Origin of the sequence: Halorubrum sp. F4 (genome assembly GCF_027257195.1) — an archaeon.
Lineage (GTDB): Archaea > Halobacteriota > Halobacteria > Halobacteriales > Haloferacaceae > Halorubrum.
In genome coordinates, this window is the sequence record NZ_JAPDFS010000003.1 from 476,645 (window position 1) to 495,579 (window position 18,935).

18 protein-coding genes and 2 tRNA genes are annotated in these 18,935 nt (G+C 68.6%); 9 read left to right on the forward strand and 11 right to left on the reverse strand.

The annotated features are described in order from the left end of the window. Nucleotides 1-3 precede the first annotated feature (3 nt). Both rpl12p and OKW78_RS10790 read left to right on the forward strand, forming a co-directional pair. Nucleotides 4-339, forward strand: coding sequence for a 50S ribosomal protein P1 (rpl12p, locus tag OKW78_RS10785; RefSeq protein WP_281195165.1), 336 nt, complete (start codon nucleotides 4-6; stop codon nucleotides 337-339). Nucleotides 340-471: 132 nt separating this feature from the next. After that, entirely contained in the window at nucleotides 472-663 is a 192-nt protein-coding gene (locus OKW78_RS10790) for a hypothetical protein (protein WP_281195166.1), read from the forward strand. Between the two features lie 25 nt (nucleotides 664-688). Here the strand turns inward: OKW78_RS10790 and OKW78_RS10795 are convergent, their stop codons facing one another. From OKW78_RS10795 to OKW78_RS10835, 9 genes are all read right to left on the reverse strand, one after another. Next, nucleotides 689-2,323 (reverse strand): ATP-binding protein, encoded by a 1,635-nt coding sequence (locus OKW78_RS10795; RefSeq protein ID WP_281195167.1) that lies wholly within the window; start codon nucleotides 2,321-2,323, stop codon nucleotides 689-691. 261 nt (nucleotides 2,324-2,584) lie between these two features. Next, a tRNA-Pro gene (locus OKW78_RS10800) sits at nucleotides 2,585-2,655 on the reverse strand. Between the two features lie 60 nt (nucleotides 2,656-2,715). After that, nucleotides 2,716-4,770, reverse strand: a complete 2,055-nt coding sequence (locus OKW78_RS10805; RefSeq protein ID WP_281195168.1) for a DEAD/DEAH box helicase — start codon at nucleotides 4,768-4,770, stop codon at nucleotides 2,716-2,718. 134 nt (nucleotides 4,771-4,904) lie between these two features. After that, complete coding sequence (locus OKW78_RS10810; RefSeq protein ID WP_122105734.1) at nucleotides 4,905-5,435, reverse strand: 50S ribosomal protein L16; 531 nt, start codon at nucleotides 5,433-5,435, stop codon at nucleotides 4,905-4,907. A 118-nt stretch (nucleotides 5,436-5,553) separates the two neighbouring features. Beyond that, nucleotides 5,554-6,387 (reverse strand): endonuclease NucS, encoded by an 834-nt coding sequence (nucS, locus tag OKW78_RS10815; RefSeq protein WP_281195169.1) that lies wholly within the window; start codon nucleotides 6,385-6,387, stop codon nucleotides 5,554-5,556. A gap of 263 nt (nucleotides 6,388-6,650) precedes the next feature. Next, nucleotides 6,651-7,940, reverse strand: a complete 1,290-nt coding sequence (locus OKW78_RS10820; protein ID WP_281195170.1) for an adenosylhomocysteinase — start codon at nucleotides 7,938-7,940, stop codon at nucleotides 6,651-6,653. 120 nt (nucleotides 7,941-8,060) lie between these two features. Further along, entirely contained in the window at nucleotides 8,061-9,212 is a 1,152-nt protein-coding gene (locus tag OKW78_RS10825) for a hypothetical protein (protein ID WP_281195171.1), read from the reverse strand. A 240-nt stretch (nucleotides 9,213-9,452) separates the two neighbouring features. Continuing rightward, nucleotides 9,453-9,899 carry a hypothetical protein gene (locus OKW78_RS10830; RefSeq protein WP_281195172.1) on the reverse strand — a complete coding sequence of 149 codons (447 nt, stop codon included), beginning with the start codon at nucleotides 9,897-9,899 and terminating at the stop codon, nucleotides 9,453-9,455. A gap of 91 nt (nucleotides 9,900-9,990) precedes the next feature. Further along, nucleotides 9,991-11,031, reverse strand: coding sequence for a C-terminal binding protein (locus OKW78_RS10835; protein ID WP_281195173.1), 1,041 nt, complete (start codon nucleotides 11,029-11,031; stop codon nucleotides 9,991-9,993). Nucleotides 11,032-11,124: 93 nt separating this feature from the next. On the opposite strand from OKW78_RS10835, the gene OKW78_RS10840 reads away from it, so the two are divergent. The 7 genes from OKW78_RS10840 to OKW78_RS10870 all read left to right on the forward strand — a co-directional run bounded on the left by OKW78_RS10840 (nucleotide 11,125) and on the right by OKW78_RS10870 (nucleotide 15,734). Then, the gene (locus OKW78_RS10840) at nucleotides 11,125-11,277 is read left to right on the forward strand and encodes a hypothetical protein (RefSeq protein ID WP_281195174.1); all 153 of its coding nucleotides are present in this window, start codon (nucleotides 11,125-11,127) and stop codon (nucleotides 11,275-11,277) included. Between the two features lie 220 nt (nucleotides 11,278-11,497). Continuing rightward, entirely contained in the window at nucleotides 11,498-11,698 is a 201-nt protein-coding gene (locus OKW78_RS10845) for a hypothetical protein (RefSeq protein ID WP_281195175.1), read from the forward strand. A 170-nt stretch (nucleotides 11,699-11,868) separates the two neighbouring features. Beyond that, a complete protein-coding gene (locus OKW78_RS10850) occupies nucleotides 11,869-13,524 on the forward strand; it encodes a CTP synthase (RefSeq protein ID WP_281195176.1) in 1,656 nt (551 codons plus the stop codon). Continuing rightward, nucleotides 13,525-14,442 carry a glutamine-hydrolyzing GMP synthase gene (guaA, locus tag OKW78_RS10855; RefSeq protein ID WP_281195177.1) on the forward strand — a complete coding sequence of 306 codons (918 nt, stop codon included), beginning with the start codon at nucleotides 13,525-13,527 and terminating at the stop codon, nucleotides 14,440-14,442. Next, entirely contained in the window at nucleotides 14,442-14,849 is a 408-nt protein-coding gene (locus OKW78_RS10860) for a CTP synthetase (RefSeq protein ID WP_281195178.1), read from the forward strand. Before guaA ends, OKW78_RS10860 begins: the two co-directional genes overlap by 1 nt. A gap of 81 nt (nucleotides 14,850-14,930) precedes the next feature. After that, nucleotides 14,931-15,602 carry a hypothetical protein gene (locus tag OKW78_RS10865; RefSeq protein WP_281195179.1) on the forward strand — a complete coding sequence of 224 codons (672 nt, stop codon included), beginning with the start codon at nucleotides 14,931-14,933 and terminating at the stop codon, nucleotides 15,600-15,602. A 58-nt stretch (nucleotides 15,603-15,660) separates the two neighbouring features. After that, nucleotides 15,661-15,734: transfer RNA gene (locus tag OKW78_RS10870), tRNA-Lys, on the forward strand. 273 nt (nucleotides 15,735-16,007) lie between these two features. Here the strand turns inward: OKW78_RS10870 and OKW78_RS10875 are convergent. Together OKW78_RS10875 and thsA are read right to left on the reverse strand one after the other, a co-directional pair. Next, complete coding sequence (locus OKW78_RS10875) at nucleotides 16,008-16,664, reverse strand: lactate utilization protein (protein WP_281195180.1); 657 nt, start codon at nucleotides 16,662-16,664, stop codon at nucleotides 16,008-16,010. 291 nt (nucleotides 16,665-16,955) lie between these two features. After that, nucleotides 16,956-18,599, reverse strand: a complete 1,644-nt coding sequence (gene thsA / locus OKW78_RS10880) for a thermosome subunit alpha (RefSeq protein ID WP_281195212.1) — start codon at nucleotides 18,597-18,599, stop codon at nucleotides 16,956-16,958. Nucleotides 18,600-18,935 lie beyond the last annotated feature (336 nt).

Sequence of the window (18,935 nt, forward strand, 5' to 3'; positions counted from 1 at the left end):
CCAATGGAATACGTTTACGCTGCGCTCATCCTGAACGAGACTGGCGAAGAGATCAACGAGGACAACGTCACCGGCGTGCTGGAAGCCGCCGGCGTCGACGTCGAGGAATCCCGCGTCAAGGCGCTCGTCGCCGCGCTGGAGGACGTCGACATCGAGGAGGCCATCGAGACGGCCGCCGCGGCTCCCGCCGCGGGCGCGGCCGCCGGGGGCTCCGCCGACGAGGCCGACGAGGCCGAAGCGGACGATGACGACGAGGACGAGGCCGACGAGGCCGAAGCGGACGACGACGACGAGGACGAAGGCGACGGCGGCGAGGGTCTCGGCGAGCTGTTCGGCTGAACCCGGCGCTCACCGCACCGAAGATCGGGGCGCGATCGCCCCATCGCACCGCGTTTTTTCGAACCATCACGTTTCGCTCAGTGATAACGCTGCCCGCGATCTTTTATATGGGTCCGACGAACAGGCCGTCGAATGAAGATCGTCGACGGCGACAAGGCGGAGTGCGATCGGTGCGAGTCGATCTTTCCGCTCGAGGCGGTGTCCCTCCTCGAGAAGGAGACCAACCGGGACTACGAGCGGGTGCTGTGTGAGGCGTGTCTCGGAGCGGTCGGAGTCCCTAAGGGATACTCGCTTCGCCGCGACATCACGCACCTCGGAGGGTGATCGCGTCGACGCGTTCGCTTTCGGCTCACTCGACGGCGTCGTCCGCGACGAACTCGACGCCCGTGATCTCGAACCGCGCGCCGCCGGCCTCGCCCTCCGTGACTCCGATCTCCCAGCCGTGTGACTCGACGATCCGCTCGACGATCCGCAGGCCGAAGCCGGTCCCGTCGCGTCGGGTCGAATGGCCGGGGTCGAAGACCTTCTCGCGGTTCTCGGGCGCGATCCCGGGCCCGTCGTCCTCGAGGTATATCCCCGTTCCGTCCGCGAGAACGCCCACGGAGATCGTCACGGCGTCGCCGCCGTGTTCTACGCTGTCGTCGGTCTGCGGCCGACTGCTCGTCGAGCCATGCTCGACGCTGTCGCCGGCCTGCGGCTGGCTGCTCGTCGAACCGTGTTCCACGCTGTTTCGAACCAGGTTCTCGAAACACTGACGGACGCGGCCGCGGTCCCCGCGGAAGGTACGGTCGGTCGCCGTTCGGAGGATCGCGTTCTCCGTGTCGACGGCCCCGCGGCAGTGGTCGACGAGCGCCGACAGCCGGATCGGCTCGAGGTCGACGTCGGGGTCGTCCTCCCTCGCGAGCCGGAGCAGGTCGTCGATCAGGGCCTCGATCCGGTCGAGCGCGTACTCGACGCTCGAGAGGTGTTCGCTCTCGATTCCGGCGTCGGCCAGCTCCGCACGGGTCAACTCCAGTCTCCCCGTCGCGACCGCGAGCGGGTTCCGGAGGTCGTGGCTCACGACGCGGACGAACTCGTCGAGCCGCTCGTTCCGCTCCTCGAGGGTCCGCGCCCGATCGACCTGCTCGAGCGCCGCGACGACGTTCCCCGCCAGGATCCGGCCGAGCGTCACGTCGCGCTCGTCGAACGTCCCCGGGTCGTGGGAGCCGGACACGAGAACGCCGTACTCGTCGAGCGGAAGGGTGAGTTGGCTCCGGATCGGCGTGTTCGGGTTGTACGCGTCCGGATCGGACGGCACGTCCTCGACCGCCTCCGGCTCGCCCCGCTCGAAGACGCGCCAGACGATGCTCTCGCCCGGTCGGTACGTCGGCGGGCCGCCGGACAGGTTCAACGCGGCCGGCGTCGACGCGATCGGTTCGATCACGTTCGCGTCGGCGTCGTACAGGTACACGGTGCTGGCCTCCAGCCCGTGGATGTCGCTCGCGGCCGCGACGGCCACCTCCGCGACGCGCTCGTGGCTGGTCGCGGCGATGAGCCCGACGCTCGCCTCGTGGAGCGCCTCGAGCTGGCGGGCGTGTTCGGACGCCGTCGAGTCGACCCTCCCCTCGACGGCATCGCGGACGCACGCGGGGATCCGCACGTATCGACTCTCGTCCCCGTCCTCAGACCCCGACGGCACGTACGCCGAGACGCCGGCTTCGACCGCGGCGGCGGCGAGCGACTCGCTTCCGGCCCCCGCTCTCGGGGCGAGGACGAACGGAAGCGGTCCGTGGGAGGACCGTACCGATTCCAGCAGATCGGTCCCACTTCCGTCGGGTAGTTCGAGCGTGCTGACGACGCAGTCGATCGAGTCGGTCGCGAGCAGATCGAGCGCCGCCTCGGCCGTCCTCGCCGAGCGCGGCATCGCGTCGGGGAGCTCCCGCCGAACGGACGCCACCGTGCGCGCGAGGGAGTCCGGATCGCCGTCGACACAGAGGACGTCCATGCCCTCCCGGACGAAGCATCGAGTGAAATACGCTTCGCCGGGATCGGCGGGGGACGGAGGGACGAAAGGAACTGCGGTCAGCGCGGGGCCGAACTGGACTGTGCGGATTCGCGGCCGCGGCGCTCGCGAAGTTGCCTGCGCCGCGAAAGTGGGACCACCCGGATTCGAACCTCAGTCACTCCGCTCGCTTACGCTCGCTCCGTTCCCTGCTTCGAATCCGCTCCACCTGCCGCTGCGAGCAGTCCGCGAGCAGCGGCAGGATGGGACCACCCGGATTCGAACCGGGGTCACGGGCACCCAAGGCCCGAAGTATACCACTAACCCATGGTCCCGCGTCCATCACTACCCGGATGAGCCGCTAAAGCGTTTCGTTCGTCGTTCCGGACGGCGGCTCACTCCCCGTCGTCGTACAGCTCGAGGTCCGCGACGAGGTCGTAGGGGTCGGTTCCCTTCCGGACCGCGTCGAGGATCCGAAACGCCTCGTCGGGCGCGAGGAAGTGCCGACAGATCGCCCGTCCGAGCGGCGTCGGCGAGAAGCCGTCGATGAACTCCCACTCGAGCAGCTTCCCGACCGCGTGTTTCGTCGGCACGTCGCCGATCATCCGGTCGTTGAGCCGCTTCGCCTGCTTGCCCGCGACGACGACGTTCGCCAACGTCTCCTCGACGGCGGCCGTCTCGTCGTAGAGGGTCGCCACGTCCTCCATCTCGCCTTTGAGCAGGGTGAACGCCACCTCGTCCTCGGTCCGATCCATCGAGTTGTGATAGACTGCGTCGGGCTCGACGAGGAGGTACACCCGGCCGCGGTCGTGGTAGTCCGGCCGGCCCGCCCGCCCGAGCATCTGGGAGAACTCCTGGACCGAGAGCCACTCGATCCCCATCGCCAGCGTGTCGAAGATCACCTGCGAGGCGGGGAAGTCGACGCCCGCGGCCAGCGCCGCGGTGGTCACGACCGCCGACAGCTCCTGGTCGCCGAACATGCGCTCGACCTTCTTGCGGCGGCCGTAGTCGAGCCCGGCGTGGTACGGCGCGGAGTCGTATCGGAGCTTCCGGCTGATCTCGTGACAGCGCCGCCGCGAGTTGGTAAAGATTATCGTCTGCCCGCGGTACCCCTTCGAGGACTTCGTGTCGAACTCGCGTTTCACGAGCTTGTCGGCGATATCGGCCTTCTCGCGGCCGTCCGCGAAGGTGACGTGCCGCTCGATGGGGACGGGGCGCTCCTCGAACTCGATGAGGGTGGCGCGCAGCTTCTCGGCGAGCCACTCGGGGTTGCCGACCGTCGCCGAGAGGTAGACGAACTGGGTGCCGCCGTAGCCCTCGTGGGTCGCCATCCGGTCCTCGCTGTAGTACTTCAGCCGCGAGATCAGGCCGTCGAGCCGGTGGCCGCGCTCGCCCTCCTTCAGCGTGTGGACCTCGTCGATGACGACCGTTCCCACGTCGCCGAGGTCCTTCCCGGTCCGGAGCGCGTGGTCGATCCCCTCGTAGGTGCCGACGATCACGTCCGCGTTCGGGTCGAACCGGTTGCCGTCGTCGGCGATCCGCGAGGAGCCGACGCGGATCGAGACGTCGAGTAAGTCGCCGTAACGGTCCTCGAAGTCCTCGTGTTTCTGATTGGCGAGCGCGACGAGCGGGACCAGAAACAGCAGCTTCCCGTCGCCCTTCAGCGCCCGGTCGATCCCCGCCAGCTCGCCGACGAGGGTCTTTCCGGTCGCGGTCGCGCTCACGACGAGCTGGTCGTCGCCGTCGAGCAGGCCGTTCCGCACCGAGAGGCTCTGGACGGGCAACAGCTCCTCGAAGCGGCCCTGGACGTGATCGGCCAGGTCGGGGTGGAGATCGAGTTCGTCAGTTCGCACCGGCGAAACGTCCTCGACGGTGGCCGACACCTCGTCGTACTTGGTCAGGTCGGGGTCGAGCCCGCCCGAGAGCAGGTTGATGATCCGGTCGAGGTCCTTCGAATCGTAGAGGAGCTCCTCCAATCGCTCCTCCGCTGCGCCCGTGAAATCGCCCTTGTACGAAAGCTCCCGTTCGAGCTCGCGGCGGGCGCAGTCCCGACAGACGTGCTCGCCGTTGTGTTCGATCGCGGTCTCGGCGGTGATCGGACCGTAGCGGCCGTCGTTCGCGCAGCGTCGACAGGTCCGGACCGTCATCGCCTCCAGCTGGTAGCCGTCGAGCATCTCCCGGAGACGCTCGCGGCGTTCCGGGGAGGTCTGCTCCGAGATCCGGATCCGTGAGGCCGCGCGGGCGAGGTCGACGAACTCGTCGGGTGACCTGGGGTGGTCCTCGCCGTCCCTGATGACGCGGAACTTCCCGGGTCTGGGGCCCGCCGACGTCTCCTTGAGCTCCAAGCGACCGCGAAGCACCCGGCTCCCGTCCCGGTTCGCGACCACGGTGTAGTCGCTCCGAGCCTCGTGGAGGAACAGCGTCTCGACCTCGGCCAGCTGCGTTGACACTGTGGAACGGTACGCGAGCGAGGTATTTCAGCGATTCGTCTCGGAAGCGGGCGTTCCGGGTCGGTACTTCGGGGGAAGCAAAGCGGAGGGACTGCAGGTGAAGAGACGGCGCGTCGACCGCCGGGGTAGGTCGTCTACGCGACGAGCAGCTCTTCGCCCCGCTCGACCGTGATCCGACACGGCGGCGAGAGCTTGTTGTACGCGCGGCGGAACGCCTCCTTCACGACGGGGGCCTGGTCGACCGTACAGTACGCCGTGAAGACCACGTCGTCCTTGTCGAGGCGGGCGGCCGTCCCGACGGGTTTGCCGAACGCCTGGCGCATCCCGTCGGAGACGCGGTCCGCGCCCGCGCCGGTCGCCTGTTTGTTCTCGCGGATGACCTGGTGGGGGAACTTTCGAAGGGTCATCTTGTAGTTCCCCTCGCCGAGCTCCTTGATCAGGTGGCGGTTCGCCGACAGGCGCGCGCTCTCGAGCGAGCCGTGGCGGATCTGGAGCTCCTCCTCGACGCGGAGGCTGATCTCGACGGGGTAGTCGTCGGGCTCCGTGGAGAGGTCGCCCATGTTGTGCTGGGCGATCTTCGAGCCGGGGATGCCCGTGATGTACTCGCGCCGGGTGTACGAGGGCTTGTCTATCGTCCGGTACATAGAGGCGGGTTTGTCGGACATGGTTACTTGTCCGATGTAGCCTCCGCTGCGTCGATAAAGCCTTCGATACCGCGACGGAGACGGTGGGAAGTCGTGTGCGTAGCCGTGTGTGACCGCTCGTGTGAGAGGGACACGGACTTCACTCCTCCGGGGCCGGCTCGAGGGCGACGTGGTCGAACCCGCGGTCCGCGAGCCGCTCCGCGGCGCGGTCGGTGATCGAGGGGGCGACGAGCACGCCGCGGACTTCGAGATCGACTGCGCCGGTGTCGGCTGTGGTGTCATCGCCGTCGATCTCGGCTGCGTCGGCGTCGGCTGCGGTGTCGTCACCGTCGCTATCGAGGGGATCGTCGCGTTCCTCGTCGACGCCCAATTCCTCGCGGAGCGCCCGCACGTATCGGGCGAGCTGGCCGACTGCGTCGGGGCCCACCCGCCGCCGTTTCAGCTCCACGACGACCGGGTTGCCGTCGGCGTCGATCCCGAAGACGTCCATCGGGCCGGCGCTGGAGGGCCGCTCGGTCTCCCGCGGCTCGAAGCCCGGTTCGATCAGGTCGGGGCGTTCGAGGATCCGGGTCCGGAGGTCCTCCTCGGTTCCGTGGATAGCGAGGTCGCGGCCGCCGGTGACCGGCATCGCGGAGAGCTGGTGGACGTCGGAGAAGCGGACGGTGAGGGTTTCGTCCGGGGTCGTTCGGGTCGACACCACGCGGAGCCGCCCCTCCCGGACCGCGGCGCGGTGTTCGGACCCCGGCGGCTGCCAGTTGACCGGCTGGCGGCCCTCGTCGGTGTGGACGAGTGCGGCCCCGTCGGGTTTCAGGAGAAGGAGGCGGTCGCCGGCACCGAGGTCGGAGGCGGCGCGCCCCTCGTAGGAGACCGTACAGCGGCCGAAGACGCTGATCAGGTCCCCGCGGTCGAACGCCGCCTCCAGCTCCCAGAGGGCCTCGCGGTGGCTCGGGTCGTGGAGGCTCGTGACTGTCACTGTGACGCCGTAGGCGTCGGACGGTGAAAAACCGCGCGTGGTCGGGTCGCGGAGACGACGCGAGGTGAATCCCACCCGCACCCTACCACCCCGCGTCGTACCGCCCCGCACCTCACGCCTCCCCAGCCTCGCTGCTCGCTACGCTCGCGGCGTCCCTCGCGGGCCGGTCGCGGGCCGCCGGCCCGCTCCCGGGCGCGCCGACCGCATCGTGTGTGTGAATCTCCGTCTCAGCGGGGTCGAGCGGAACGATCCGAACCGCCGCGTCAGGTCCCGTGCTCCCAGCTACCCATGTACTCGCGCTGCTCCTCGGAGAGCGAGTCGTGGTCGACGCCCTCCGCGGCGAGTTTGATCTCGGCGACCTCGCGGTCGAGGTCGTCGGGGACGTCGTGGACGCCGGGCTCGTAGTCGTCGGCGTTCTCGGCGAGCTCGCGGACGGCCACCGCCTGGACGCCGAAGCTCTGGTCCATCACCTCGACCGGATGGCCGAGCGCGATGGGCGCGGCGAGGTTGACGAGCCGGCCCTCCGCGAGCACGTTGAGCACGCGCCCGTCGGACATCTCGTACCCCTCGACGCCGTCGCGGGCCTCGAAGCGGTCGACCGCGAGGTCGTCGAGCTCCTCGAGGTTGATCTCCACGTCGAAGTGGCCCGCGTTCGCGAGGAGGACGCCGTCGTTCATGACCTCGAAGTGCTCGCGGGTGATCACGTCGCGGTTGCCCGTCGTCGTGACGAACACGTCGCCCTTCGCCGCGGCCTCCGTCATCGGGAGCACCTCGTAGCCCTCCATGTGGGCCTCGAGCGCCTTTCGCGGGTCGACCTCGCAGACGATGACGTTCGCGTTCTGGCCGGCCGCCTTCTTCGCGACGCCCTTGCCGCAGTAGCCGAACCCGCCGATGACGACGTTCTTGCCCGCGAACGAGAGGTTCGTCGTCATCGCGATGGTCGCGAGCGAGGACTCTCCCGTGCCGTGGACGTTGTCGAACAGCCGCTTCATCGGCGTGTCGTTCACGGCGAAGACCGGGTAGTGGAGCTCTCCGTCGGCGTCCATCGCGCGCAGGCGGTGGACTCCGGTGGTGGTCTCCTCGGCCCCGCCGAGGATCGAGTCGATCAGCTCGGGGTACTCCTCGTGGACGAGTTTCACCATGTCCATGCCGTCGTCGACGGTGATCGTCGGCCGGTGGGAGACGACCGCGTGCATCGCGTCGTAGTACTCCTCATCGCCGACGCCGCGGACCGCGTAGGAGGTGATCGACTCGTGCTCGTTCAGCGCCGCCGAGACGTCGTCGTGCGTCGAGAGCGGGTTACACCCGGTGATGGCGACCTCCGCGCCGCCGTCGGCGAGCAGCTCGACGAGGTTCGCCGTCTTCGCCTCGACGTGCATCGCCATCGCGATCGTCTCGCCCTCGAGGGGTTGCTCCGTCTCGAACTCCTCGCGGAGCGCGTTCAGGATCGGCATGTGCTGGAGCGCCCAGTCCATCTTTCGACGTCCCTCCTCGCGGGCCGCGTCGGGATCCGAAAGATGCTCCGTGACCGGCGGATACGTGCTCTCGCTCATGTCCTCCGGTTCGCTCACCGCACACTAAACGATGCCGACACCGGGTCGCGATCGAAAAGAGGCCGGTCGTTCGCAGTCGGTCGTCCGCGCTCAGTCACCGATGGCCGTACCGTCCGTCAGCTACGGCGGGCCGTTTCCGGGCGCGTTACCGGGACCGTTTCCGTTGTCGGAGTCGTCCGCGTCATCGTCTTCGTGTTCGTCCTCGTCGTCGCTGTCGTCCTCGCCGTCGTCGGCTTCGTCAGCGTCGTTCTCGTCGGCATCGTCTTCCTCAGACTCGCCTTCATCCGCATCCTCGCCGTCGTCCTCGTCAGCGTCGTCCTCGTCAGCGTCGTCCTCGTCAACGTCGTCGTCTTCATTCTTATCAGCGTCGTTCCCTGCGTGGTCCGGCGGGCCCTGCCCGCCGTCGTCACCGTTCTCGGCCTCGGCAGGCGCGTTTCCGGACGCGTCGTCCCCGTCAGCGTCGTCGCTGGCGTTGGCAGGGTCGTCGTTCGGGCCACCGGGGCTCCCGGCGTGATCGGGGGCGTTCCCGGGGTTGTTCTCGGTTACGAAGTCGGAGACTGCGCTCCCGATGCCGCCGTCACGATCCCCGATGTCTTCGATGAACTCGCGAACCAGTTGTCCGAACGACCGGTCCTCGTCCGCTTCGTCATCGTCTACGGTGAGGTCGGCGGTCGTCGAGACGCTCTCGTTCCCGACGGTCGCGGTCACCTCGACCGTGACGTTCTCCTCGGGAGCCGGAAGATCGACCGTGCCGTTCTCGTCGGTCGTGTAGTTCCCCTCGCCGACGTAGGTCGCGTTGGCGTCGTCGGTCGCGTTCTCCCCCGTCACGGTCGTGACGTTCACGGAGGCGTTCTCGACCGCGGTGTCGTTGTCGGTCACCGTGACCGTCGGTTCGCCGTCGGCGTCCTCGACGTCCACCTCGAGCCCGTCGGGCGCGTCGAGGTCGGCGGTCGTCGAGCCGGTCGCGTTCCCGTCGGTCGCGGTCACTTCGACCGTCACGTCCTCCTCGGGAGCCGGGAGGTCGACCGTGCCGTTCTCGTCGGTCGCGTACTCGCCCGTCCCCGCGTACGAGGCGTTCGCCTCGTCGTCCGCGACGCTCACGATCACCGTCGCGTTCTCGACCGCGGAGTCGTTCTCGGTCACCGTGACCGTCGGTTCGCCGTCGGCGTCCTCGACCGTCACGCCGAGCGTTTCCTCGGCGGCCGCGACGCCGGTCACCGCGCCGATCGTGACGACCGCGATCACCAGCAGCCGTATCGTGCGTTCGCTCATGTCCACTCGGGTCGTACCGCCCGTTCCCCATAAGTCGGGAACTCCGTTAAGCCCGATTAACTCGGATTTGATCCGGTTTTACCCGGTTCTACGGGCCGTTCGGGAGATCGATGGGATCGGGGGCGGTCCGACCCGCCCGTCGAGGCCGGTCGGAGCCGATCGCGTTTCGCCCGCGGATTCACCCGCGGTTCGACCGGGCTCTCGGAGCGGGCGGGACGAGGCGGGCCACGCCGCGGACGGCTACGCGCTCGCGGCGTCGTCCGGGCTTCGGAGCCGCCCCAGCGCCAGCCCCGCGAAGGCGACGACCGCCAGCTGGACGCCGAAGCCGACGCTCGATCCGACCGCGAGGACCGCGGTGATCGCGCCCTGCTGGGGGCCGAGCCAGAGGAGCGTCCCGGCCGTCACGACGAGGTACGCGACCGCGGAGACGACGCCGGTGGTGACCGCGATCGTCCCGACACAGGGGAGATCGCCTCGCGTTCGACCGATCCGGTAGGCGACGCCGAGGAGCGCGCCGTAGACGAGCACGAAGGAGACGAACCGGCCGCCGGCGACGTACAGCGAGAGGGCGTCCGTGGCCGGGAGGTCGATCGACGATTCGAGGAGGATCGGGGCGATCCGGCGCGTCACGGAGGCCGCGGCCGCGGCGACGACCGCGACGGCTGCGGGGAGGAGGGCTCGGGTCACGGTCCGATCCCGAATCGACGAGATGTTGAACGTTCCGATCGGCCGTACCGGTCGCGTTCCCGTTCGTCTCCCCCCGTTCGCCTCCCCCGAATCACTCCGCGGAACCGGGTACGCTCCCGTACGTCTCGGGATCGATCCGATAGATCCCCTCCCCGCCGCGGAGGTACCGCCGGGCCTCCTCGGCGGCCTTGCGCCGAACCTCGCGCTTCGATTCCTCGGAATACCACGCGACGTGCGGAGTGACGACGACGTCGTCGCGGCCGACCAGCCGGTCGTCTACCGGCGGCTCCTCGGGCAGGACGTCGAGCCCGGCGCACCGGACCGTCCCGTCCGACAGCGCCTCGACCAGCGCGTCGGCGTCGACGACATCGCCACGGGCGGTGTTCACGAGGATCGTCCCCGATCCGTCGCGCTCGATCCCGTCGCGATCGCGCATCGTCTCGAAGGCGTCCCCGTCGAACATCCCTCGAGTCTCCGGCGTCAGCGGCGTGTGGATCGAGATCGCGTCGCTCTCGCGAAGCAGGCGATCGAAACCGACCGGCTCCGCGTCGAGCGCACGGATCTCCGCCTCGGGAACGTACGGATCGTGAACGAGGACGCGGCCGAACTGCGGGGTCGCCTTCCGGACGGTCTCCCGGCCGATCCGCCCGCAGCCGACGACGCCGACGGTCAGCTCTGCGGGGCGATACAGCGGGGCGCTGATCTGCCAGTTCCAGCCGCCCGCCGCCGTGTCCGCCGCGGCCGTCGGGATCCCCCGGACGAGGGAGGCGCACATCCCGATCGCGTGCGCGGAGACCTCGTCCATGCCGTAATCGGGGACGTTCGAGACGGCCACGCCGCGGGCGTCCGCCGCCGCGAGGTCGATGTTGTCGACGCCGACGCCGGCGCGGACGACCGCCAGCAGGTTCGAACAGCCCTCGAGGACCTCGGCGGTCATCGGCGTCGACGCGTCGACGACGATCGCGTCCGGGTCCGACTCGATCACCGCCTCGGCCGAGCGGAGGGGGCGCTGTATCAGGTCGACCTCCTCGCCGAAGACCTCGCGTTCGGTCTCGAGGCTCGTGAGTTTCGTGTCGCTGATCACGACCCGAGGTCGGACGTCCCCCCCGTCGGAACCGCTGGCTTCGGTCATCGTCCCGGTTGAACCTCCGCGGAGACAATAATTCCCCGCCCCGACGTCGACGACTGCTGCGGATCTCGACGGTGAGTGATTCCGCAGTGGCGCGTGCCTGCGAGCGGCCGAGGGGCCGCGAGTAGCCCGCGCGAGGTCGCCGGCGCGGAGCGCCGGCTGCTCGGAGATCTTCGATTTCCGGTGGAGGGCGGGGCGACCCGCCAGCGGTTCCGGCGGGTCGCCGAGCCCGAGGCTGGGGAGGCGTGAGGTGCGGTTGCGGAGCGGCCGCGGTTGCAGGGTGGTTGCGGTTGGCTGGGACGTTGATGACGATCATCGTGGGCACCTCGACGGCGACGACCTACCGACTCTCCTCACGATGACGGGCCGAGCACGATCCGGCGGATCGGACCGTCGTCAACCGGATCCTTCCCGATCGATCCCCGCCAACAACGTTATTCGCGGCGAACGCCTACAGTAGCCACCGACAGTGTCCACTCATCACGCCTCCACCGACGACACGAACGCACGCCCGAAGGCGGTGCTGTTCTGCCCCGACTGCGGCCACGAGAGCCGCCTCTCCGGCGACTGGATCGTCCGGGAGAGCGCGGGACGGACCACCCACACGTGTCCGGTCTGTGACGCGACGGTCGAGGACCGCCGCCGACTGGAGCCGGCGATCGCGCCCTGACTGCCGGCTTCCGGTCGAACTGTCCCGGTTCTTCCTCGCGATCCGGCGTGCGGATGGTTCCCGTTCGACGAACGATCGCTTCGTTCCGATCCACACGGACGATCGTGTTCGTTTGGTCCGGTTCGGAACCCCTCCGAAACGGTTTTGCCGGCCCCTGACGGACGGTCGATATGCCAACGGATCCCGATACGGGGTACGATCCCTCGTTGGGTCGGAAGTTCGTGTTCGTCACGGGGGGAGTCATGTCCGGGCTGGGCAAGGGAATCACCGCCGCCAGCACCGGCCGACTCCTCTCGAACGCGGGCTTCGACGTGACCGCGGTGAAGGTGGACCCCTACCTCAACGTCGACGCCGGGACGATGAACCCGTACGAGCACGGCGAGGTGTACGTCCTGAAGGACGGCGGCGAGGTCGACCTCGATCTGGGGAACTACGAGCGCTTCCTCGGGACGGACATGACCTTCGACCACAACGTCACCACGGGCAAGACCTACCAGCACGTCATCGAGCGCGAGCGCGCCGGCGACTACCTCGGGAAGACCGTCCAGATCATCCCGCACGTCACCGACGACATCAAACGACGCATCCGCGAGGCCGCCGAGGGGTCGGACGTCTGTCTGATCGAGATCGGCGGCACCGTCGGCGACATCGAGTCGATGCCTTTCCTCGAGGCGCTCCGGCAGTTCGCCCACGAGGAGGACGACGAGGACATCCTCTTTACCCACGTCACGCTCGTTCCCTACTCGAAGAACGGCGAGCAGAAGACGAAGCCGACCCAGCACTCGGTCAAGGAACTGCGGTCGATCGGTCTCCAGCCCGACGTGCTCGTCGGACGCTGCGAGGACCGGCTGGATCCGGAGACGAAAGAGAAGATCGCGCTCTTCTGTGACGTTCCCACGGACGCCGTCTTCTCGAACCCCGACGTCGAGGACATCTATCACGTCCCGTTGATGGTCGAGGACGAGGGGTTGGACGAGTACGTGATGGAGCGACTCGGACTCGCCGACGAGGCGCTCCCGAAGGCGGAGCGCTCGACGGAGTGGCGCGAGCTCGTCACGCGCGACCGCGAGGACGAGATCGACGTAGCGCTCGTCGGCAAGTACGCCCTCGAGGACGCGTACATGTCGATCCACGAGGCGCTGAAACACGCCGGCATCCAGACGGGGACGGAGGTCAACGTGTTGTGGGTCGACGCCGACGAGACCCGCGAGGAGCACGAAGAGCGGCTCGCGTCCGCGGACGCGGTCGTCGTCCCCGGGGGGTTCGGCTCGCGCGGAACCGACGGGAAGATCGAGGCGGTGCGGTACGCCCGCGAGAACGACGTCCCCTTCCTCGGGCTCTGTCTCGGCTTCCAGATGGCCGTCGTCGAGCATGCACGCAACGTGCTCGGACTCGAGGACGCTCACTCCGCGGAGATCGACGCCGACACGCCGCATCCGGTCATCGATCTCCTCCCGGAGCAGTACGAGACCGAGGACATGGGCGGGACGATGCGGCTCGGCGCTCACGAGACGGACATCGAGCCGGGAACGCTCGCGGCGTCGGTGTACGGCGCGGACTCCTGTACCGAGCGGCACCGCCACCGCTACGAGGTGAACCCCGAGTATATCGACGAGCTGGAGGCCGACGGACTCGTCTTCTCCGGGCGCGCCGACAACCGCATGGAGATCCTCGAGCGGCCGGACCACCCGTTCTTCTTCGGGACGCAGGCACATCCCGAGTTCCGGTCACGACCGGATCGGGCGAGCCCGCCGTTCGTCGCCCTCGTCGAGGCGGCGCTCGGATCGACGGACACAACCGAGCGGAACGCGGACGTGAGGCTATAGATGGTCGAGACGGACGAGTTCATCGACGAGGCGGTAGCGGAGATCCGCGAGGCGGTCGGCGACGCGAACGCCGTGATCGCCCTGTCCGGCGGCGTCGACTCCTCGGTCGCGGCGACGCTGGCGTACGAGGCGATCGGCGACCGGCTCACGCCGGTGTACGTCGACACGGGGCTGATGCGGAAGGGCGAGACCGAGGGTGTCCGAGAGACCTTCTCGTTCATGGAGTCGCTGCGGATCGTCGAGGCGGAGGAGCGCTTCTTCGACCGGCTCGAGGGCGTGGTCGATCCCGAGGAGAAACGCCACGTCATCGGCGAGGGGTTCATCGACGAGTTCGAGACGGTCGCCCGCGACGTCGACGCCGACTACCTCGTTCAGGGAACGATCTACCCCGACCGCATCGAGTCGGAGGGGAACATCAAGTCGCACCACAACGTGGGAGGGCTCCCCGAGGTCGTCGACTTCGAGGGGATCGTCGAGCCGGTGCGTGACCTCTACAAGGACGAGGTCCGCGAGGTCGCCCGCGCGCTCGACCTCGAGGAGGTCATCTCCGAGCGGATGCCGTTCCCCGGTCCCGGACTCGCCGTCCGGGTCGTCGGCGAGGTCACCCCGGAGAAGGCGGCGGTCGCCCGCGAGGCGTGCCACGTCGTCGAGGAGGAGCTCGAGGAGTACGATCCCTGGCAGGCGTTCGGGGCCGTGATCGGGAAGGCGACCGGCGTGAAGGGCGACAACCGGGTCCACGGTTGGGTCGTCGCGGTGCGCTCGGTCGAGAGCCGCGACGGGATGACCGCACGCGCCCAGGAGATCGACTGGAACACGCTCCAGCGGATCCAGAGCCGCATAACGGGTGAAAACGAGAACGTCGCCCGCGTCGTCTACGACGTGACCCACAAACCGCCCGCGACCATCGAGTACGAGTGATGGCGGGGGACGCGTGTACCGCGGTCGTCGCGGGCCCGGACGAACACGGGATCGGCGAGGAGTTGGAAGCGCTCGGCGCGACGGTGTCGCGGATCGAGGGCGTGGTCTCGGCGGACGCGCTGAAGGACGCAGGGATCGGCGACGCCGACTACTTCGTGTTGACCGATCCCGACGAGGCGACGGGGATCCCGGTCGCGAAGGAGCTGAACCCGTCGGTGACGGTCGTGACGTACGCGGGCCGGTCGTTACCGGAGTTCGTCGCCGGCGTCGCCGACCTCGCGGTCGACCCGGCGCTCGTGGGGGCGGACGTCGTCGCCGAGGAGCTGGTGGCCGGCGGACCGGTCGCCACCGCGCCCCGTGACCACGGCGCTGACGACGCCCCCGGCGCTGATGACGACGACGGGTAGTCCTCCGAGCGCGTTCTCCGAGTCGTCTGCGATACCTGCCACGGTGCCCGCCGCTTATGTAGTCGGGCGCGAAGAACGAGTATGGACGAGCAGTCACGCGCGGACCGTCGGTCACCCGTCGGCGAACCCGTCGTTCGCTCGGATCCGGCGGTCACCGGCGAGCGTGCGGCCGAGGCGGTGGGGTTCGATCCCGACGATCCCGAGAGCGTCGCCGAGGCCGCGGAGACGGTCCGTCGCTTCGCGGCCGGCGAGGTCGGCGACGACGATCACGTGTTGATGCTTCGCGGGGCCGCCGCCTGCGCGGCCCTCGTGCGCGGCGTCGGCTCGTACAAGGAGGCCGCGGCTCGTGCCGGCGACGAGGTCACCGTGGCGTTCATCCGCAAGTGGGCTCGCGTTCACGACCTCCCGCAGGCGATCCGGCGGCAGGTCGCCCGCGGATACATCACGCCGAGCGCGGCCAAACACGTCGCCCGGCTCGGCGGGAGCGATCGGTACCTCCTGGCGTGGGCCGCCATCGACGGGGACATGACCGTCCGGGAGGTTCGATCCGTCGCCTCGGCGATCAACGACGGCGAGGACGTGGAGAGCGCGACCCGCGAGGTCGGCGTCGATCTCGGCCGGATCGGTCTCGACCTCCCGCTCGAGACGTACGTCGAGCTGCGGCGGCGGGCCGCGATGCGGAACGTCGACCCGGACACGATCGTCGCGACCGCGCTCGACGAGCACTTCGCGTCGTCGCCCGCGGAGGAGTAACCGCCGGGCCCTGCCGTTTCTAAACGTTTATCCGTGGTCTGATCCTATCGAGTGACGCGGGCCGGTAGCTCAGTTAGGGAGAGCGTCCGGCTTTTAACCGGACGGTCGGGGGTTCGAATCCCTCCCGGCCCGTACACTGAACCGCCGAGCCGCAGCGAGGCGGTGAGGGAACCGGCAGGAGTGATTCGAATCAGGGAACACGCAGCGCCGAACGTTGCGAGACCGTCGATCTCGCAGGAAGCCGGCACGGGGCGCCGGCGACGAAGCGAGGCGATCGTGTGAGTGGGATCCGAGTCCTGCCGGATCGTGCAACGTAACCGTGGGAGACGGCGCTACGGCTTACGGGCGTGAAAACCGGAGGAAGAACGCGTGACGAGTCGCCGTCGGCCGGCGACGTGCTCGTGGTCAGTACCCGAGCTGTTCGCGCACGAGGACGACCGTCGTCCGACCCTCCTCCGTCTCGCGGCGGTAGATGAGCTGCTTTGCGATCGCCGACTCGACGCCGTACGCCTCCTGTGCGCGCTCGTTCTCCAGCGGGTACGCGACCGACTCCAGCCGGTCGAGCGCGTCGTCGAGCGTGGGAACGATCTTGTTGGTCCCGGAGACGATGACGACGTTGCCGGCGGCGAACGGGTACGCGCCGATCCGGCTGCCCGAGAGGTCGGCGGCGACCAGCTCACCCGTCTGCGCGATCGCGTTGATACCGCCGAGGAAGTAGTCCGCCGTCTGCGACTCGCGTCGTGCGGTCTGTCGCTCGGCGTCGTCGTCGACGCTCCAGATCCGGTCGGGGAGGCTCTCCCACTCGTGGTCGTCCTCGCTCAGGAACTCGTCGAACCCGATCTCTTCGAGCGTCGTCGAGTGCCCGTTCATCACGGAGACGCCCGCGGGGATCTGCGACTGTACCGCGTCGAGCGCCTCGTCGGCGTCGTCGACGACTATCACATCGAAGCCGCGCTCCTCGAGGCGTTCGACCGTCGCTTCGACCGTCTCCTCGTCCGGTAGTTCGTCCAGTTCCGCGTCGATCTCTGCCTCGTCGGCGTAGTCGGCTTTCTGTTGTGGCATGGTGAACGTGAGAACCTCGTCGGACGATCGGAAGACCGGGAGCAACTTAACCACTCGCGGACGCCGCCGTCCCGTGGTTACGCCGGTGTTACCCTCGTGTCGTCGCCGACGAATGTGCGTGTCAATACCGATGATCGGGGCCGCTCGACGAGCGCGTCGCTATCCAGTCGAGTCGTTGATGAAAAAATCGCGTATCGTCGAGGCCCGAAGGGCCACACGACGGTCGGCGGAAGCGGTGCCGCGAGTGGTTAGGTCAGGTCCGGAGTGGAGCGTGTGTGTTCTCGCCGAACTTCACATCGCGCCGCCCATGCCGCCCATGCCGCCCATGCCGCCGGCGCCACCGGGGCCGCCCGCGGGCTCGTCGCCGTCGTCGTCGCTGCCGCCGCCCTTGAGGTCGCCGGCGGCGATGACGTCGTCGATGCGGAGGATCATGACTGCCGCCTCGGTGGCGGACTCGATGGCCTGGGTCTTGACGCGGAGCGGCTCCACGACACCCTCGGCCTCCATGTCGATCACGTCGCCCGTGTAGGCGTCGAGACCGGCGCCGAACTCGCCGCCGTCGTGGCGGGAGCGGAGGTCGACGAGCGAGTCGATGGGGTCGAGACCCGCGTTCTCGGCGAGCGTGCGCGGGATGACCTCCAGCGCGTCGGCGAACGCCTCGACGGCGAGCTGCTCGCGGCCGCCGACGGAGTCGGCGAAGTCACGGAGCTGGAGGGCGAGCTCGGCCTCGGGCGCGCCGCCGCCGGGCAGGACCTGCCCGTCGAGAAGCGTCGTGCGAACGACGCCGAGCGAGTCGTCGATGGCGCGCTCGATCTCGTCCACGACGTGCTCGGTGCCGCCGCGCAGGATGAGCGTGACGGACTTGGCCTCCTCGACGTCCTCGACGAAGATGCGCTCGTCGCCGCCGACGTCCTTCTGGGCGACGGAGCCGGCGAAGCCGAGGTCGTCGGATTCGATGTCCTCGAGGTTCGAGACCACGCGGCCGCCCGTCGCGCGGGCGAGCCGCTTGAGGTCGTCGGACTTCGCGCGGCGGACCGCCAGGATGCCCTCCTGGGCGAGGTAGTGCTGGGCCATGTCGTCGATGCCGTCGCCGACGAAGACGACGTCGGCGCCGATGTCGACGAGGTGGTCGACCATCTCACGCAGCTGCTCCTCCTCCTGGTCGAGGAACTGCTGGAGCTGGTCGGGGTCGGTGACGTTGACCTCGGCGTCGATCTCGGTCTCCTTCACTTCGATGGCGCCGTCGAACAGCGCGACGTTCGCGTCCTCGACCGCGTAGGGCATGTTCTCGTCGACGCGCTCCTTGTCGACGATGACGCCCTCGACGAGCTCGGACTGGTCGATGGAGCTGCCGACGACCTTCTCGACGGAGACGTTCTCCGTGTCGATGCCGTCGTCGTCGGCGACCGCGAGCACGGCGTCGACGACGAGGTCGGCGAGCAGGTCCTTGGAGTTCTCCGCGCCCTTGCCGGTCATCGCCGTCTGGGCGATCTCGACGAGGGTCTCGCGGTCGTCCTCGGTGACCTCGATGGCGTCCTCCTCGAGGATCTCCTTGGCCTTCTCGGCGGCCTGGCGGTATCCCTGCGCGAGGGTGGTCGCGTGGATGTCCTGGTCGAGGAGCTCCTCGGCCTGGTCGAGGAGTTCCCCGGCGACGACGACGGCGGACGTGGTCCCGTCACCGACTTCGTCCTCCTGGGTCTCGGACACCTCGACGATCATGTTCGCCGCCGGGTGGTCGATGTCCATCTCCTTGAGGATGGTGACGCCGTCGTTCGTGACGACGACGGAGCCGCCGGAGTCGACGAGCATCTTGTCCATCCCTTTCGGGCCGAGCGTGGTGCGGACGGACTCCGCGACCGCCTTGCCGGCCGTGATGTTCATGTTCTGAGCGTCCTTTCCGGATGTTCGCTGCGACTCCTCGGAAAGTACGATCATGGGCTGATTGCCCATCCGCTGTCGCTGTGACATAACAACCATTGATTGATTGTGATTCTATATAAATCCTTTGCTCGAGTCGTGCGAAACCGCAACACGGTGGGGGAGTGTCGGCCGGTATGAGTCACGTTCACACGCCCCTTTATATAGATCTACGGATCGAACGTTGGCGTGTTGATTTGGCGGGTGCGGTCGGCGCGTGCCTGCGAGCGGCCGCCTCCGGCGGTCGCGAGTCAGCACGCGCGAGGGAGTCGGCCGGTCGGAGCGAAGCGGAGACCGGTCGACGAGGCTGGGGAGGGTGAGGTGCGGTTGCGGGGCGGGACTCGAAGGGGCAGT

Bases quoted from the DNA above. Each gene is read 5' to 3' on its own strand.
- rpl12p (WP_281195165.1), top strand. From the start codon at position 4: ATGGAATACGTTTACGCTGCGCTCATCCTGAACGAGACTGGCGAAGAG.
- OKW78_RS10790 (WP_281195166.1), top strand. From the start codon at position 472: ATGAAGATCGTCGACGGCGACAAGGCGGAGTGCGATCGGTGCGAGTCG.
- OKW78_RS10795 (WP_281195167.1), bottom strand. From the start codon at position 2,323: ATGGACGTCCTCTGTGTCGACGGCGATCCGGACTCCCTCGCGCGCACG.
- OKW78_RS10810 (WP_122105734.1), bottom strand. From the start codon at position 5,435: ATGTCCGACAAACCCGCCTCTATGTACCGGACGATAGACAAGCCCTCG.
- OKW78_RS10820 (WP_281195170.1), bottom strand. From the start codon at position 7,940: ATGAGCGAGAGCACGTATCCGCCGGTCACGGAGCATCTTTCGGATCCC.
- OKW78_RS10825 (WP_281195171.1), bottom strand. From the start codon at position 9,212: ATGAGCGAACGCACGATACGGCTGCTGGTGATCGCGGTCGTCACGATC.
- OKW78_RS10835 (WP_281195173.1), bottom strand. From the start codon at position 11,031: ATGACCGAAGCCAGCGGTTCCGACGGGGGGGACGTCCGACCTCGGGTC.
- OKW78_RS10850 (WP_281195176.1), top strand. From the start codon at position 11,869: ATGCCAACGGATCCCGATACGGGGTACGATCCCTCGTTGGGTCGGAAG.
- guaA (WP_281195177.1), top strand. From the start codon at position 13,525: ATGGTCGAGACGGACGAGTTCATCGACGAGGCGGTAGCGGAGATCCGC.
- OKW78_RS10860 (WP_281195178.1), top strand. From the start codon at position 14,442: ATGGCGGGGGACGCGTGTACCGCGGTCGTCGCGGGCCCGGACGAACAC.
- OKW78_RS10865 (WP_281195179.1), top strand. From the start codon at position 14,931: ATGGACGAGCAGTCACGCGCGGACCGTCGGTCACCCGTCGGCGAACCC.
- OKW78_RS10875 (WP_281195180.1), bottom strand. From the start codon at position 16,664: ATGCCACAACAGAAAGCCGACTACGCCGACGAGGCAGAGATCGACGCG.
- thsA (WP_281195212.1), bottom strand. From the start codon at position 18,599: ATGATCGTACTTTCCGAGGAGTCGCAGCGAACATCCGGAAAGGACGCT.